We start from the raw sequence: 15,130 nt of genomic DNA, 5'->3' as shown, positions 1-15,130 counted from the left end.
AAAAACTCAACCGTTTTGATACGGTCATACGCCGGAAACACCACCTAAAATTTATATTTGATAATATTGTCAACAATTTCTCAAAGCGTTATTTTGTTTCTATAAGGGTATTTCCTGTTTCGGCATTGAAAAATATCAAAAATTGAACTACATTATCGCCTTTTCAAACCCGCCTGAAACCGACTTTTCAGACGGCATTCAAATAAAAACTGCCAAACACGGACACACCATGACCACGACTACCGCCCCGCAGCGTATTCGGGAAATTCCCTATAACTATACTTCTTATACCGACCGCGAAATCGTCATCCGCCTACTGGGCGACGAAGCGTGGCAAATCCTGCAAGACCTGCGCGGACAGCGCAGGACGGGGCGTTCGGCGCGGATGTTGTTTGAAGTATTGGGCGATATTTGGGTGGTCGTGCGTAATCCGTATCTGGTTGATGATTTGCTGGAGCATCCGAAACGCCGCGCCGCGCTGGTGCGGGAAATGCGCCACCGGTTGAACGAAATCCACAAACGCCGCGACGACAATCAGCAAGTGGATGTCTTGGTTGCCGCAGCAGAAAAAGCAGTGGAGCGTTTTGATAGCAGTTTTGATGAAACCAGCCAAAAACGCCATCAAATTTTGGAACGCTTAAGCAAAATTACCAAGCCGCACAACATCATGTTTGACGGATTGGCGCGCGTAACGCACGTTACCGATGCGACCGACTGGCGCGTCGAATATCCTTTTGTCGTCGTCAATCCCGACACGGAGGCGGAAGTCGCGCCTTTGGTGCGCGTCTTAATCGAGCTGGATTTGGTCATTATCCCGCGCGGCGGCGGCACGGGTTATACCGGCGGTGCGATTCCTTTGGACGCAATGAGCGCAGTCATCAATACGGAAAAGCTGGACAAACATCGCGGCGTGGAATTTGTCGAACTGGCGGGCTTGGACGGCAAGCATCCGATTATTCATTGCGGCGCGGGCGTGGTCACGCGGCGGGTGGAAGAAACCGCGCATCAGGCAGGTTTGGTGTTCGCCGTCGATCCGACTTCCGCCGATGCGTCCTGTGTGGGCGGCAATGTGGCGATGAACGCGGGCGGCAAAAAAGCCGTGCTGTGGGGGACGGCGTTGGACAACCTCGCCTACTGGAACATGGTCAACCCGCAGGGCGAATGGCTGCGCATCGAACGCGTGCGCCACAATTTCGGCAAAATCCACGATGAAGAAACCGCCGTGTTCGACGTTCACACGCTGGATTCAGACGGCATCAATATCGTTAAAACCGAACGTTTGGAAATCCCCGGTCACAAATTCCGCAAAGTCGGTTTGGGCAAAGACGTTACCGACAAATTCTTGAGCGGCCTGCCCGGCGTGCAAAAAGAAGGTACAGACGGCATCATCACCAGCGTCGCCTTCGTATTGCATAAAATGCCGAAATACACGCGCACCGTGTGTATGGAGTTTTTCGGCACGGTCGCCACCGCCACGCCTTCTATCGTCGAAATCCGCAACTTCCTGCTCGCCCATGAAAGCGTACGGTTGGCCGGTTTGGAACATTTAGACTGGCGTTATGTCCGCGCCGTCGGCTATGCCACCAAAGCAGCAGGCAAGGGACGACCGAAAATGGTCTTGCTGGCAGACGTGGTTTCCGACGATGAAGCCGCCGTACAGGCAGCCGCCGAACACATCTGCGAACTCGCCCGCGCTCGCGACGGCGAAGGCTTTATCGCCGTATCGCCCGAAGCGCGCAAAACCTTCTGGCTCGACCGCAGCCGCACCGCCGCCATCGCCAAACATACCAACGCCTTTAAAATCAACGAAGACGTGGTCATCCCGCTTGAAAGACTCGGTGAGTATTCAGACGGCATCGAACACATCAACATCGAGCTTTCCATCCAAAACAAACTCAAACTCTGTGCCGCTTTGGAACAATATCTGTCCGGCAAACTCCCCATCGACAAAATGGGAACAGACCTGCCAACCGCCGAACTGTTGGGCGAACGCGGCAAACACGCCCTTGCCCATGTTTCCGCCGTCAAAGCGCGTTGGGAATGGCTGCTTGCTAACTTAGACGCGCCGCTTGCCGACTACAAAGCCCGCTACGGCGCAGCCGTCCACGCCGCACCCGAAGCCAAAGACAACGAGAGCTGTTTCACCGCATTTCGCGACTTCCGCCTGCGCGTGTCTGTCAAAGCGGACGTAATGAAGCCGCTTTCTGAAATCTTCAGCGGCAAAACCGACACCAAAATTATCCAAGGCTTGGGCAAAATCCACGCCAAAACCGTACGCAGCCGCGTCTTCGTCGCCCTGCATATGCACGCCGGCGACGGCAACGTCCACACCAACATCCCCGTCAATTCAGACGACGCCCAAATGCTTCAGACGGCCTATCGTTCGGTCGAACGCATTATGAAAATCGCCCGCTCGCTCGGCGGCGTGATTTCCGGCGAACACGGCATCGGCATCACCAAGCTCGAATTTCTGACCGATGAAGACTTGCAGCCGTTTTGGGACTACAAAAACCAAGTCGATCCCAAGCACACCTTCAACCGTCACAAACTGATGAAAGGTTCGGACCTACGCAACGCCTACACGCCGTCTTTCGAGCTTTTGGGCGCGGAATCGCTGATTATGGAAAAATCAGACCTCGGCACGATTGCCGATTCCGTCAAAGACTGCCTGCGCTGCGGCAAATGCAAACCCGTCTGCTCCACCCACGTTCCGCGTGCCAACCTGCTGTACAGCCCGCGCAACAAAATCCTCGGCGTAGGCTTGTTGACCGAAGCCTTCTTATACGAAGAACAAACCCGCCGCGGCGTTTCCGTCAAACACTTTGAAGAACTCATGGACATCGGCGACCACTGCACCGTGTGCCACCGCTGCGTCAAACCCTGCCCCGTCAACATCGACTTCGGCGACGTAACCGTAGCCGTCCGCAACTACCTTGCCGATTCCGGCCACAAACGATTTGCGCCTGCCGCAGCTATGGGTATGGCGTTTTTGAACGCCACCGGCCCGAAAACCATCAAAGCCCTTCGCGCCGCCATGATACAGACCGGCTTCCCAGCGCAAAACTTTGCCTACAAAATCGGCAAGCTTCTTCCGATCGGCACGAAAAAGCAAAAAGCCGAACCCAAGGCAACCGTCGGCACCGCCTCAATCAAAGAACAGGTTATCCACTTCATCAACCGTCCTTTGCCCAAAATCGTGCCCGCCAAAACACCACGCTCCATGCTCGGCATCGAAGACGACAAAAGCATCCCCATCATCCGCAACCCCGCCGCGCCCGAAGATGCCGAAGCCGTGTTCTACTTCCCCGGTTGCGGTTCTGAGCGTTTGTTCAGCCAAATCGGACTTGCCGTCCAAGCCATGCTCTGGCACGTCGGCGTACAAACCGTCCTGCCGCCCGGCTATATGTGTTGCGGCTATCCGCAGGATGCGGGTGGTAACAAGGCAAAAGCCGAACAAATGAGTACCAACAACCGCGTCGCCTTCCACCGCATGGCAAACACCCTCAACTACCTCGACATCAAAACCGTCGTCGTCAGTTGCGGCACTTGTTACGACCAGCTCGAAAAATACCGCTTTGAAGAAATCTTCCCCGGCTGCCGAATCATCGACATCCACGAATACCTGCTCGAAAAAGGCGTGAAACTGAACGGCGTGAAAGGTCAGCAATACCTCTACCACGACCCCTGCCACACCCCGATTAAAACCATGAACGCCACCCAAATGGCAAGCAGCCTCATGGGGCAGAAAGTCGTCTTAAGCGACCGTTGCTGCGGCGAGTCCGGCATGTTCGCCGTCAAACGACCCGACATTGCCACTCAGGTCAAGTTCCGCAAACAGGAAGAAATCGAGAAAAACCTCAAAGAGCTGCCGCAGGGCGAACCCGTCAAAATGCTCACCTCCTGCCCCGCCTGCCTGCAAGGTCTGAGCCGCTACGCCGACGACAACAATATGCCTGCCGACTACATCGTCATCGAAATGGCGAAACACATCCTCGGCGAAAACTGGCTGGACGAATTCGTCAAAAAAGCCAACGACGGCGGCGTGGAAAAAGTATTGCTGTAACAGCGGACACGGAAATGCCGTCTGAACGCCGGAAGCCTTCAGACGGCATTGTTTAAACCAAATACCTACCCAAATCATGATTGACGGACAAACAACCGAACCCAAACAAAAAAACCGAATCATCCTTGCCCCTATGCAAGGTCTGATAGACGATGTGATGCGCGACCTGCTGACACGGATAGGCGGCTACGACGAATGCGTCAGCGAATTTGTACGCATTACCCATACCGTGCATTCCCGCGCCACTTGGTTAAAATACGTCCCCGAAATCGCCAACGGGAACAAAACGCCCGTCGGCACGCCCTGCACCGTCCAACTTCTGGGCAGCGATGCGGACAATATGGCGGCGAATGCGCTGGAAGCCGTCCGCTTCGGTGCGGACAAAATCGATTTGAACTTCGGCTGCCCCGCTCCGACAGTCAACAAACACAAAGGCGGCGCAATCCTTTTAAAAGAGCCGCAACTGATATTCCACATCGTCAAAACGCTGCGCAAACGTTTGCCCGCACATATTCCGCTCACCGCAAAAATGCGGCTCGGCTATGAGGACAAAAGCCGGGCTTTGGAATGCGCCTGTGCGATTGCCGAAGGAGGCGCGTGCGGACTGACCGTACACGCGCGCACCAAAGCCGAGGGTTACGAACCGCCGGCGCATTGGGAATGGATAAAAAAAATCCGAGATGCCGTCAATATTCCCGTTACCGCCAACGGCGACGTTTTCAGCCTGCAGGACTATATCGGCATCAAAACCGCCAGCGGCTGCAACAGCGTAATGCTGGGGCGCGGCGCGGTCATCCGCCCGGATTTGGCGCGGCAAATCAAGCAATACGAGAACGGCGGGCCGGTCAAAGACACGGATTTTGCCGAAGTTTCCACATGGATACGGCAGTTTTTCGAGCTGTGCCTGGCAAAAGAGGCAAACAATAAATACCCGATCGCCCGTCTTAAGCAATGGCTGGGCATGATGAAAAAAACGTTCGACCCTGCGCAAACGCTGTTTGACCGCATCCGAACGGTTAAGGATGCGGATGAAGTACGCCGAATCCTGAGCGCATTTGAGCATAAGATGAATGTTTGACTGTCTCCCATGCTTCAAAGCAAATGCCGTCTGAAAATCTTTCAGACGGCATTTCATATCTTTATTGCTGCTTTTCTTCCGTATCCGGCGTATTTTTGTTTTTCAGCTTCGCACCCAAGCCCAAACGTCTTTCATAATCCGATTGGGGGGTATCGTCTTCCTGCATGCCGAATGCGCTAGCATTGACCCACAGCGACAGCAGCGAAACGATAAAGGCGAAAAAGCCGACTACATACCAAAACATTGCCCCTCCCGATTTGTTAAAATCATATCAAATACGGTACCGAATCTACCACAAGCCCATGGTCAAATAAATCTTCTACCCGCATTATTTCATTCATTTACTTTGAAAACAAAAAAGGACACCTGAAAATTTTGCAAAACTTTTCAGATGCCCCAATTTGACGAATTCGAATCAACCGCCGCACGCACCGCAGCAGCCGCCCTCGCTGTGTCCGCCTTTTTTATCGTCGCCTGCAACGGGCAATTCGACTTCTTCGTTTGGTTTTTCTGCATCTTCAGGCAAGTCGTTGACTTTGATTTTAGCAGTTTCGCTCATTTCGCCACCTCGTGGAAAACAGTTTAAAAGATTCGGAAATATAGCATGTTTAACCTAAGCGTGAAAAGGGGGAGCCGCATGGAAAATGCCGTCTGAAACCGAAGGTCGGCCTTCAGACGGCATTTTACCGCCGAATCAAATATATCGGACTTCGATAATGTCGTATTCGCGTACGCCGCCCGGAGCCTGAACTTCCGCCGTATCCCCTTCTTCCTTGCCGATTAGGGCGCGTGCAATCGGAGAGCCGACATAGATTTTGCCCTGTTTGATATCCGCTTCGTCTTCGCCGACAATTTGATAAGTAACGTGTTCTTCCGTTTCCAAATCTTCCAACGTAACCGTCGTACCGAACACGATTTTTCCTTCGGCATGGATTTCGGTCGGATTGATAATATGGGCAACGGAAAGTTTGTGTTCCAACTCGGAAATGCGGCCCTCGATAAAACCTTGGCGTTCTTTGGCGGCTTCGTATTCGGCGTTTTCAGACAAATCGCCGTGCGATCTGGCTTCGGCAATCGCTTCGATCACTTCGGGGCGCGCCACGCTTTTAAGCTGCTGCAATTCCTGTTTCAGCAATTCCGCACCGCGTACGGTCAGGGGGATTTTTTGCATAAGATCGTATTCTCCATGTTCCGGCACACCGGTTTGCGGCAGGAAGCATCCCGCGTACCGTCTTGCTTTGTGTGTTCGGATATTAAAATAAAAACACAAGCCGCCCGGAAAATCGGCGGCTTGTCTATCGTTGAACAGCGGCTATTCTACCAAATTCTATGAAATTGGCAATCGTACCGTACCGTCCGCAAACGCCATCTGCCCGCAACAAAAGCCGAAAATATGCCGGCAAAAAAATTTTAGAAACAAAAAATTCACAAATAATAAATTTTCGGCACAAAAAACCAAGTTTCCCGGTTTTCTGCTTAAAAATGCCGGTATCCCGGTTTTTCAGACGGCATCCGTATTCAGTATAATGGCTGCTTTCCTATTTCTGTTTTACGTTTTACGTTTTGCTATGACCGAATCCCTCCGCCTCCCTGCCGCCTCGCTCAAACCTTCCACCGTCGCCCTGCCCGGCTCCAAAAGCATCAGCAACCGCACCCTGCTGCTCGCCGCCCTGTCCGACAATACTTGCGAAATCCATTCCCTGCTCAAATCCGACGATACCGACCGTATGCTCGAAGCACTCGATAAACTCGGCGTTGAAATCGAATATCTTGCCGAAGGCCGCCTGAAAGTGCACGGCACAGGCGAGTGTTTCCCCAACCGTACTGCCGATTTGTTTTTAGGCAACGCGGGAACGGCGTTCCGTCCGCTGACCGCCGCGCTGGCCGTTTTGGGCGGCGATTATCATCTGCACGGCGTGCCTCGTATGCACGAACGCCCCATCGGCGATTTGGTCAATGCGCTGCGGATTGCCGGCGCCGATGTCGAATATCTCGGCAACGAACATTATCCGCCGCTTCATATCGGCGAACGCCAAGACAACGGCGAACGCGTGATTCCGATTAAAGGCAATGTATCCAGCCAGTTTCTGACCGCCCTCTTGATGGCGCTGCCGCTGACCGGACAGGCATTTGAAATCCGTATGGTCGGCGAATTGATTTCCAAGCCCTATATTGACATTACATTGAAACTGATGGCGCAATTCGGCGTACAGGTTGCCAATGAAAACTACCGCGTCTTCAAAATTCCCGCCGATGCCTGCTACCACGCGCCCGACCATTTATATGTCGAAGGCGATGCCTCCAGCGCGTCCTACTTCCTCGCAGCCGGTTTGATTGCCGCCACGCCCATCCGCGTTACCGGCATCGGCGCAAACAGCATACAGGGCGATGTCGCCTTTGCCCGAGAGCTGGAAAAAATCGGTGCGGATGTAGTGTGGGGCGAAAACTTCGTCGAAGTCTCGCGCCCGAAAGAACGCGCCGTCCAAGCCTTTGATTTGGATGCAAACCATATCCCCGATGCCGCCATGACCCTCGCCATCGTCGCGCTTGCCACAGGGCAAACCTGCACGCTGCGCAACATCGGTTCGTGGCGCGTCAAGGAAACCGACCGCATCGCCGCAATGGCGAACGAGTTGCGCAAACTCGGTGCAAAAGTCGCCGAAGAAGCCGAAGCAATCCGCATCACACCGCCCGAAACGCTGACACCCGATGCCGTCATCGACACTTACGACGACCACCGCATGGCGATGTGTTTCTCGCTGGTTTCGCTGTTGGGCGTACCCGTCGTCATCAACGATCCGAAATGCACCCACAAAACCTTCCCGACTTATTTTGAAGTGTTCTCATCACTGACCGAAACAGCGGAATAAGATGGGGAAATGCCGTCTGAAACCCGAAACAGGGCTTCAGACGGCATTTGTGTATTCGCGGACGGCGGGTTTTAAATCTGTTCCAATTCCATATTCAAAACAGCCTGTTCCTGTTTGGCGCGGAAGTCTGCCAGTTTTTGCGCCAGTTCAGGGTTTTCGTTGGCGAGCATAGAGATGGCAAAGAGTGCGGCATTTGCCGCGCCTGCCTCGCCGATGGCGAAGGTGGCGACGGGTACGCCTTTGGGCATTTGTACAATCGATAAAAGCGAATCTTCGCCGCGCAGGTATTTGCTGGGGACGGGTACGCCCAAAACGGGGACGGTGGTCTTGGCGGCAACCATACCGGGCAGGTGCGCCGCGCCGCCCGCACCGGCAATGATGGCTTTGATGCCGCGCTCCCGTGCGGTTTCGGCGTATTCAAACATCAAATCCGGGGTACGGTGTGCGGAAACGACGCGCGCCTCGTATTTCACGCCGAAGTCTTCAAGAAACTGCGCTGCCTGCCGCATAACGGGCCAATCGCTGTTGCTGCCCATAATGATGCCGACTTGAATCATAAATCTCTCCTTGGTGGGGATGGGGTAAAAAGCGGAAAAACGGAAAAAACTATCGTTTGCGTATGGCTGAGGCGGCGCGTTTTGCCGCCGGGCTGCTGGGATAGGTCTGTATCAGGCTGCGCCAAGTCGCCCTTGCAATGTCTTTTTGCTGAAGCCTGTATTGGCATTCGCCGATTTTGAACATGGCTTCAGGCGCGGTTGGGCTGTCTTTGAAACGGTTGGCGTAACGCCCTCCGATTTCGATGACGGATTCGCAGTTGCCCATACGCGCCCTGCTTTGCAGCAACAGGTACATACTGCGTTGCGCGATGCTGCCGCCGTCGCCTCCGTCCGCGCCTTTCAACAGGGAGGCAGCGGCAGAAAACCTGCCGCTTTTATAGTGTTTGAGTGCCTGATTGTAGAGGTTTTGTGCGGTTTCGGCGGTATGTGCGGATGCGCTGCCGCCTTCGGTATTGAGGTAATGCTCTTTCAACTTGCGGTCGTCGAGTTTTTGGACGTATGCCCTGCCGGAAGGGTGTGTTTTCGCATGCTCCAGTGCTTTGACTTTGCCGTTTAAGGTTTCCACTTCGTTCGACAGGCGAATAATCCTGTTTTCCAGATAGTCCAAACGGTCTTGCAAGGTCGGAACGGGATAGGGAATGCCGTCTGAAGCATTTTCCCGTATCGGCATTTCGGTTTGGCTGCCTGCCGGAACAGGTGAAACGGAAGAACAGGCGGCGGATACGGACAGCCAAATGATAAAAAGCGGTAATTTGGTCTTCATTATTTTTTCAGAAGCAGGGTCAAACCGTCGCCGACGGGCAGGGTGATGGGGACGATGCGCGGGTCGTTCGGCAGGTTTTGATTGAAATCTTTGAGGATGCCGACACTGGGCGGCGCATCGGAAGCAGCTTCGCGCATCACCCTTCCGTTCAACAAAATATTGTCGATGGCAATGATGCCGCCTTGACGGACGAGGTTGAGGCAACGCTCGAAATATTGCGGCGTGGGCGGTTTGTCTGCGTCTATCAGTGCCAAATCGTAGCTTCCGACTTCACCCTGTGCAATCAAATCATCCAATGTCAGCAATGCGGGTTGCAGGTGCAGGCTGATTTTATGTGCCACACCGGCCTCGTTCCAAACCTGACGCGCCGTATCGGTAAAGGTTACATTGATGTCGCAGGCGGTAATCCGCCCGTGTTCTGGCAACGCCAATGCAAGCGCGGTGCTGCTGTATCCGGTAAACACGCCGACTTCCAGATATTTTTCCGCGCGAATCAGCTTTGCCAGCCAAACCAAAACCGCCGCCTGTTCGCGCGCAATCGCCATTTTGCCCATACGGTGATGCCCCGTCTTCTCACGCAGCCGCGTCAAAACGGGATGTTCGGGTTCGCCGATGGCGTTCAAATAGTTTTGCAGGTCCGGTGCGACATTGGACAGATTGGTCGTCATTTCGGCAGGTTCAGTCTTGGTAATAGGTGTAAGGTTTTTTCGCTACTTTTGCCGCCTCAAAGTTTTCCTGTTCTTCGGGATTGAGTTCGACATCCCACAAAAGCCCCCTGTTTTCCAAACGCTGCTGTTCCAACTCAGGTTTTTCTTCAATCAGGCGGTTGAGGAATTGTGTGGCATCGGATTGGTAGTGATACATCTTTGTGCTCCAATTTTATGGGATACGGCGTGATTATACTGGTATTTTCCAAACGGGATAAACGGCTTTTATCAAGAATACGGGCAGAAAAGTAAGGGGTTTTATTATAGAATGAAGCGTTTTTTGCAACGGAAGCCTACCTTATGCCACGCATTGCCGCCCTGCCCGACCATCTTGTCAACCAAATAGCCGCCGGCGAAGTGGTCGAACGCCCTGCCAACGCCCTGAAAGAAATCGTTGAAAACAGTATCGATGCAGGCGCAACGGCGATCGATGTCGAACTGGCGGGCGGCGGCATCCGCCTGATTCGCGTCAGCGATAACGGCAGCGGTATCCATCCGGACGACATCGGGCTTGCGCTCCACCGCCATGCCACCAGCAAAATCAAAACCTTAAACGATTTGGAACACGTCGCCAGTATGGGCTTTCGCGGCGAAGGCTTGGCAAGCATCGCCTCCGTCAGCCGCCTGACCCTGACCAGCCGTCAAGAAGACAGCACGCACGCGACCCAAGTCAAAGCCGAAGACGGCAAACTCAGCAGCCCCACCGCCGCCGCCCACCCCGTCGGCACCACCATCGAAGCCGCCGAACTCTTCTTCAACACTCCCGCGCGGCGCAAGTTCCTCAAATCTGAAAACACCGAATACGCCCACTGCGCCACTATGCTCGAACGCCTCGCGCTGGCGCATCCGCACATTGCCTTCTCACTCAAACGCGACGGCAAACAAGTGTTCAAACTTCCAGCCCAAAGCCTGCATGAACGGATTGCCGCCATTGTCGGCGATGATTTTCAGACGGCATCCCTGGAAATCGACAGCAGCAGCGGCGCATTGCGGCTCTATGGCGCGATTGCCAAGCCGACTTTCGCCAAAGGCAAAACCGACAAACAATACTGCTTCGTCAACCATCGTTTTGTCCGCGACAAAGTGATGCTCCACGCCGTCAAACAGGCATACCGCGACGTTTTGCACAACGCCCTCACCCCCGCTTTCGTCCTCTTCCTCGACCTGCCGCCCGAAGCCGTAGATGTCAACGTCCACCCGACCAAAACAGAAATCCGCTTCCGCGACAGTCAGCAGGTGCACCAACTTGTGTTCCACACGCTCAACAAAGCCCTTGCCGACACACGCGCCGACCTGACCGAAAGCGTCGGCAACGCAGGCGAAGTGTTGCATGACATTACCGGCGTTACGCCTGCACCAATGCCGTCTGAAAACGACAGCGAAAATCTGTTTGATCGCGCATCCGACTACCCGACGGGCAACAAACCCGATACGCGCAATGCCTTCGGTTCGTCAGGCAAAACCGCGCCTATGCCCTATCAGTCCGCATATGCGCCGCAACAACGCAGCCTGTCCCTGCGCGAAAGCCGCGCGGCAATGAATACTTATGCTGAGCTTTACAAAAAAACCGACGACATCGACCTTGAGTCAAACCGGTTCGGGCAGCCGTATTTCGGCGGCGGTATGCCGTCTGAAAGCAGCCCGAACAACGTTTCAGACGGCATCGGACAGGCTTCGGAAATGCCGCCGCTCGGCTTCGCCATCGCCCAATTATTGGGCATCTACATCCTTGCCCAAGCCGAAGACAGCCTGTTGCTCATCGATATGCACGCCGCCGCCGAACGCGTCAACTACGAGAAAATGAAACGCCAACGGCAGGAAAACGGCAGGCTGCAAAGCCAACGCCTGCTTATTCCCGTAACCTTCGCCGCGTCCCACGAAGAATGCGCCGCCCTTGCCGACCACGCCGACACGTTGGCGGGCTTTGGTTTGGAATTGTCCGATATGGGCGGCAACACCCTCGCCGTCCGCGCCGCACCCGCAATGTTGGGCAAATCCGATGTCGTCTCCCTCGCACGCGACGTATTGGGCGAACTCGCCCAAGTCGGCAGCAGCCAAACCATCGCATCACACGAAAACCGCATCCTCGCCACAATGTCCTGCCACGGCTCGATCCGCGCCGGCCGCAGGCTTACCCTGCCCGAAATGAACGCGCTGCTGCGCGATATGGAAAACACGCCGCGCAGCAACCAGTGCAACCACGGCAGACCGACTTGGGTCAAACTGACTTTGAAAGAATTGGACGCACTGTTCTTGCGCGGACAATAAGCCGAAAATGCTAGAATACGCCGCCCGAAGCCGCCGTTCAGACGGCATTCCGACGCACCGACAGAAACATCACGACCGAAACCAAGAGAAAAACATGGCCTATCAAGTTCTCGCCCGAAAATGGCGGCCCAAAACCTTTGCCGACTTAGTCGGTCAGGAACACGTCGTCAAAGCCCTGCAAAATGCCTTGGACGAAGGCAGGCTGCACCACGCCTACCTGCTGACCGGAACGCGCGGCGTGGGCAAAACCACCATCGCCCGCATCCTTGCCAAAAGCCTCAACTGCGAAAACGCGCAACACGGCGAACCTTGCGGCGTGTGCCAAAGCTGCACCCAAATCGATGCCGGACGCTATGTCGACCTGCTCGAAATCGACGCCGCCTCCAACACAGGCATCGACAACATCCGCGAAGTCTTGGAAAACGCCCAATACGCGCCGACCGCCGGCAAATACAAAGTCTATATCATCGACGAAGTGCATATGCTTTCCAAAAGCGCGTTCAACGCCATGCTCAAAACGCTGGAAGAGCCGCCCGAACACGTCAAATTCATCCTTGCCACCACCGATCCGCATAAAGTTCCCGTTACCGTCTTGAGCCGCTGCCTGCAATTCGTCTTGCGCAATATGACCGCGCAGCAGGTTGCCGACCACCTTGCCCACGTCCTCGACAGCGAAAAAATCGCCTACGAACCCCCCGCCCTGCAACTTTTGGGACGCGCCGCCGCCGGATCGATGCGCGATGCCTTAAGCCTGCTCGACCAAGCCATCGCCCTAGGTTCGGGCAAAGTTGCCGAAAACGATGTCCGCCAAATGATCGGCGCGGTCGACAAACAATACCTGTACGAACTGCTGACAGGCATCGTCAACCAAGACGGCGCGGCCCTGACCGCAAAAGCGCGGGAAATGGCGACGCGTGCCGTCGGCTTTGACAACGCCTTGGGCGAACTTGCCATACTGCTGCAACAACTCGCCCTGATACAGGCAGTCCCCTCCGCCTTGGCGCACGACGACCCCGATTCCGATATTTTGCACCGCCTCGCCCAAACCATAAGCGGCGAACAAATCCAGCTTTACTACCAAATCGCCGTCCACGGCAAACGCGACCTGGGCCTCGCCCCCGACGAATACGCCGGCTTTATGATGACCCTGCTGCGTATGCTCGCGTTCGCCCCCTTGGCGGCGGCTTCGTGTGATGCAAACGCCGTGATTGGAAATACCGAACTTCAATCCCCGTCGGCACAAACCGCCGAAAAGGAAACCGCCGCAAAAAAGCCCCAAGCGCGCCCTGAAGCGGAAACCGCCCAAACACCCGTTCAGACGGCATCCGCAGCGGCAATGCCGTCTGAAGGCAAAACTGCCGGCCCCGTTTCCCATCAGGAAAACAACGATGTTCCGCCTTGGGAAGACGCGCCGGACGAAGCCCAAACCGCAGACGGCACGGCGCAGGCATCGGCAAAAAGCATTCAGACGGCATCCGAAGCCGGAATGCCGCCCGAAAACCAAGTTTCCAAGAACAAGGCAGCCGACAACGAAACCGGGGCTTCCTTGTCCGAAGTGCCGTCTGAAAACCCCATTCAGGCAACACCGAATGATGAAGCCGTTGAAACGGAAACATTTGCACACGAAGCCCCTACAGAACCTTTCTACGGTTACGGCTTTCCGGATAATGACTGCCCCGTAGAAGACAACGCAGAAATCCCGCCGCCCGATTGGGAACACGCCGCCCCTGCCGATACCGCAGGCGGAGGGACGGACGAAGAAGCAGAAGCGGGCGGCATCGACGGAAACAACACGCCGTCCGCCCCGCCGCCCGAATTTTCCACCGAAAACTGGGCAGCCATCGTCCGGCATTTCGCCCGCAAACTCGGCGCGGCGCAAATGCCGGCGCAACACTCCGCGTGGACGGAATACCATCCCGACACCGGCCTGATGGTTTTGGCGATGACCGCCGAAGCCCGCGCCACCGCCGACAAAAAGCGGCTCGACAAAATCCGCGACACCCTCGCCCAAGCCTACGGGCTGCAACTCACCCTGCAAACCCAAGACTGGCAGGACGAAGCCGGCCGGGAAACCCCCGCGATGCAGGACAAGCGCGTCCAAGCCGAAGGCAGGCAAAAAGCACAAGCCTTGCTCGAAGCCGACCCCGCCGCGCAAAAAATCCTCCAGGCATTCGGCGCGCAATGGCAGCCCGAATCACTGGAATTGGCGGCAAACCGCCTATAAACAGATATAATGCCGCCCGAACCCTTCGGACGGCATTGCCGTTTCCCTTATCCAATCAAAACAGACAGGAGTTTTACCAATGTTCGGAAAAGCCGGATTAGGCGGCCTGATGAAACAGGCGCAGCAAATGCAGGAAAATATGAAAAAAGCACAAGCCAAACTTGCCGAAACCGAAGTAGAAGGCGAAGCAGGCAACGGATTAGTCAAAATCACAATGACCTGCGCGCACGAAGTACGCAAAATCGACATCAGCCCCGAGCTGATTCAAGAAGCCGCCGACGACAAAGAAATGCTCGAAGACCTCATCCTCGCCGCCCTCAAATCCGCCCGTGGCAAAGCCGAAGAAACCGCAAACAAAACAATGGGCGCATTTACCCAAGGACTCCCCCCCGGCGTGGGCGACTTCTTCCGCTGATTCCCGGCCGTCATTCCCGTGCAGACGGGAATGACGGAGGGCAATGCCGTCTGAAACCTCGTCATTCCCGCGAAAACGGGAATCCGGTAGGCTGGGCTGTAGGGTGGGCTTCAGCCCACCAATCCACCAACAAGCACACAACCCCCCACAGCCGTCATTCCAGTATATCGTAGGGTGCATATCGT

13 protein-coding genes and 1 other annotated feature are annotated in these 15,130 nt (G+C 55.2%); of the genes, 6 read left to right on the top strand and 7 right to left on the bottom strand.

Annotated elements, in window-relative coordinates; translation table 11 throughout:
- The first annotated feature begins 229 nt into the window (after positions 1-229).
- Positions 230-4,063 carry a DUF3683 domain-containing protein gene (locus Q3O12_RS01835; RefSeq protein WP_301669114.1) on the top strand — a complete coding sequence of 1,278 codons (3,834 nt, stop codon included), beginning with the start codon at positions 230-232 and terminating at the stop codon, positions 4,061-4,063.
- A gap of 76 nt (positions 4,064-4,139) precedes the next feature.
- Positions 4,140-5,141: a tRNA dihydrouridine synthase gene (locus Q3O12_RS01830; protein WP_301669055.1), complete on the top strand. Its 1,002-nt coding sequence runs from the start codon at positions 4,140-4,142 to the stop codon at positions 5,139-5,141.
- A 61-nt stretch (positions 5,142-5,202) separates the two neighbouring features.
- On the opposite strand, the gene Q3O12_RS01825 is transcribed toward Q3O12_RS01830, so the two are convergent.
- The 3 genes from Q3O12_RS01825 to greA all read right to left on the bottom strand — a co-directional run bounded on the left by Q3O12_RS01825 (position 5,203) and on the right by greA (position 6,312).
- Positions 5,203-5,385, bottom strand: a complete 183-nt coding sequence (locus Q3O12_RS01825; RefSeq protein WP_003674521.1) for a hypothetical protein — start codon at positions 5,383-5,385, stop codon at positions 5,203-5,205.
- 171 nt (positions 5,386-5,556) lie between these two features.
- Complete coding sequence (locus Q3O12_RS01820; RefSeq protein WP_107859152.1) at positions 5,557-5,700, bottom strand: hypothetical protein; 144 nt, start codon at positions 5,698-5,700, stop codon at positions 5,557-5,559.
- 135 nt (positions 5,701-5,835) lie between these two features.
- On the bottom strand, positions 5,836-6,312 hold the full coding sequence (greA, locus tag Q3O12_RS01815; RefSeq protein WP_002216944.1) for a transcription elongation factor GreA: 477 nt from the start codon (positions 6,310-6,312) through the stop codon (positions 5,836-5,838).
- A 397-nt stretch (positions 6,313-6,709) separates the two neighbouring features.
- Here greA and aroA point away from each other — a divergent pair, with 397 nt between their 5' ends.
- On the top strand, positions 6,710-8,011 hold the full coding sequence (gene aroA / locus Q3O12_RS01810; protein ID WP_301669054.1) for a 3-phosphoshikimate 1-carboxyvinyltransferase: 1,302 nt from the start codon (positions 6,710-6,712) through the stop codon (positions 8,009-8,011).
- Between the two features lie 71 nt (positions 8,012-8,082).
- On the opposite strand, the gene purE is transcribed toward aroA, so the two are convergent.
- Genes purE through Q3O12_RS01790 form a run of 4 tightly spaced genes read right to left on the bottom strand, consistent with a single transcriptional unit; the run spans position 8,083 to position 10,195 of the window.
- Positions 8,083-8,568, bottom strand: coding sequence for a 5-(carboxyamino)imidazole ribonucleotide mutase (purE, locus tag Q3O12_RS01805; protein ID WP_301669053.1), 486 nt, complete (start codon positions 8,566-8,568; stop codon positions 8,083-8,085).
- Between the two features lie 49 nt (positions 8,569-8,617).
- Complete coding sequence (locus Q3O12_RS01800) at positions 8,618-9,331, bottom strand: tetratricopeptide repeat protein (RefSeq protein WP_301669052.1); 714 nt, start codon at positions 9,329-9,331, stop codon at positions 8,618-8,620.
- Positions 9,331-9,999, bottom strand: a complete 669-nt coding sequence (locus Q3O12_RS01795) for a class I SAM-dependent methyltransferase (protein WP_301669051.1) — start codon at positions 9,997-9,999, stop codon at positions 9,331-9,333. Before Q3O12_RS01795 ends, Q3O12_RS01800 begins: the two co-directional genes overlap by 1 nt.
- 10 nt (positions 10,000-10,009) lie before the next feature.
- Positions 10,010-10,195 carry a DUF3460 family protein gene (locus tag Q3O12_RS01790; protein ID WP_002213027.1) on the bottom strand — a complete coding sequence of 62 codons (186 nt, stop codon included), beginning with the start codon at positions 10,193-10,195 and terminating at the stop codon, positions 10,010-10,012.
- A 143-nt stretch (positions 10,196-10,338) separates the two neighbouring features.
- On the opposite strand from Q3O12_RS01790, the gene mutL reads away from it, so the two are divergent.
- From mutL to Q3O12_RS01775, 3 genes are all read left to right on the top strand, one after another.
- A complete protein-coding gene (mutL, locus tag Q3O12_RS01785; RefSeq protein WP_301669050.1) occupies positions 10,339-12,306 on the top strand; it encodes a DNA mismatch repair endonuclease MutL in 1,968 nt (655 codons plus the stop codon).
- A 94-nt stretch (positions 12,307-12,400) separates the two neighbouring features.
- Complete coding sequence (dnaX, locus tag Q3O12_RS01780) at positions 12,401-14,530, top strand: DNA polymerase III subunit gamma/tau (RefSeq protein ID WP_301669112.1); 2,130 nt, start codon at positions 12,401-12,403, stop codon at positions 14,528-14,530.
- Positions 13,590-13,629: a sequence feature (This ribosomal frameshift element is known only in the genus Neisseria.), on the top strand. Its footprint overlaps the gene before it by 40 nt.
- A gap of 79 nt (positions 14,531-14,609) precedes the next feature.
- On the top strand, positions 14,610-14,945 hold the full coding sequence (locus tag Q3O12_RS01775) for a YbaB/EbfC family nucleoid-associated protein (RefSeq protein ID WP_301669049.1): 336 nt from the start codon (positions 14,610-14,612) through the stop codon (positions 14,943-14,945).
- Positions 14,946-15,130: the final 185 nt, after the last annotated feature.

The sequence above is a fragment of the Neisseria benedictiae genome, assembly GCF_958267435.1.
GTDB lineage: Bacteria > Pseudomonadota > Gammaproteobacteria > Burkholderiales > Neisseriaceae > Neisseria > Neisseria bergeri.
Note: the sequence above shows the minus strand (reverse complement) of the source record. Positions and strands in the feature narration are given on the sequence as shown.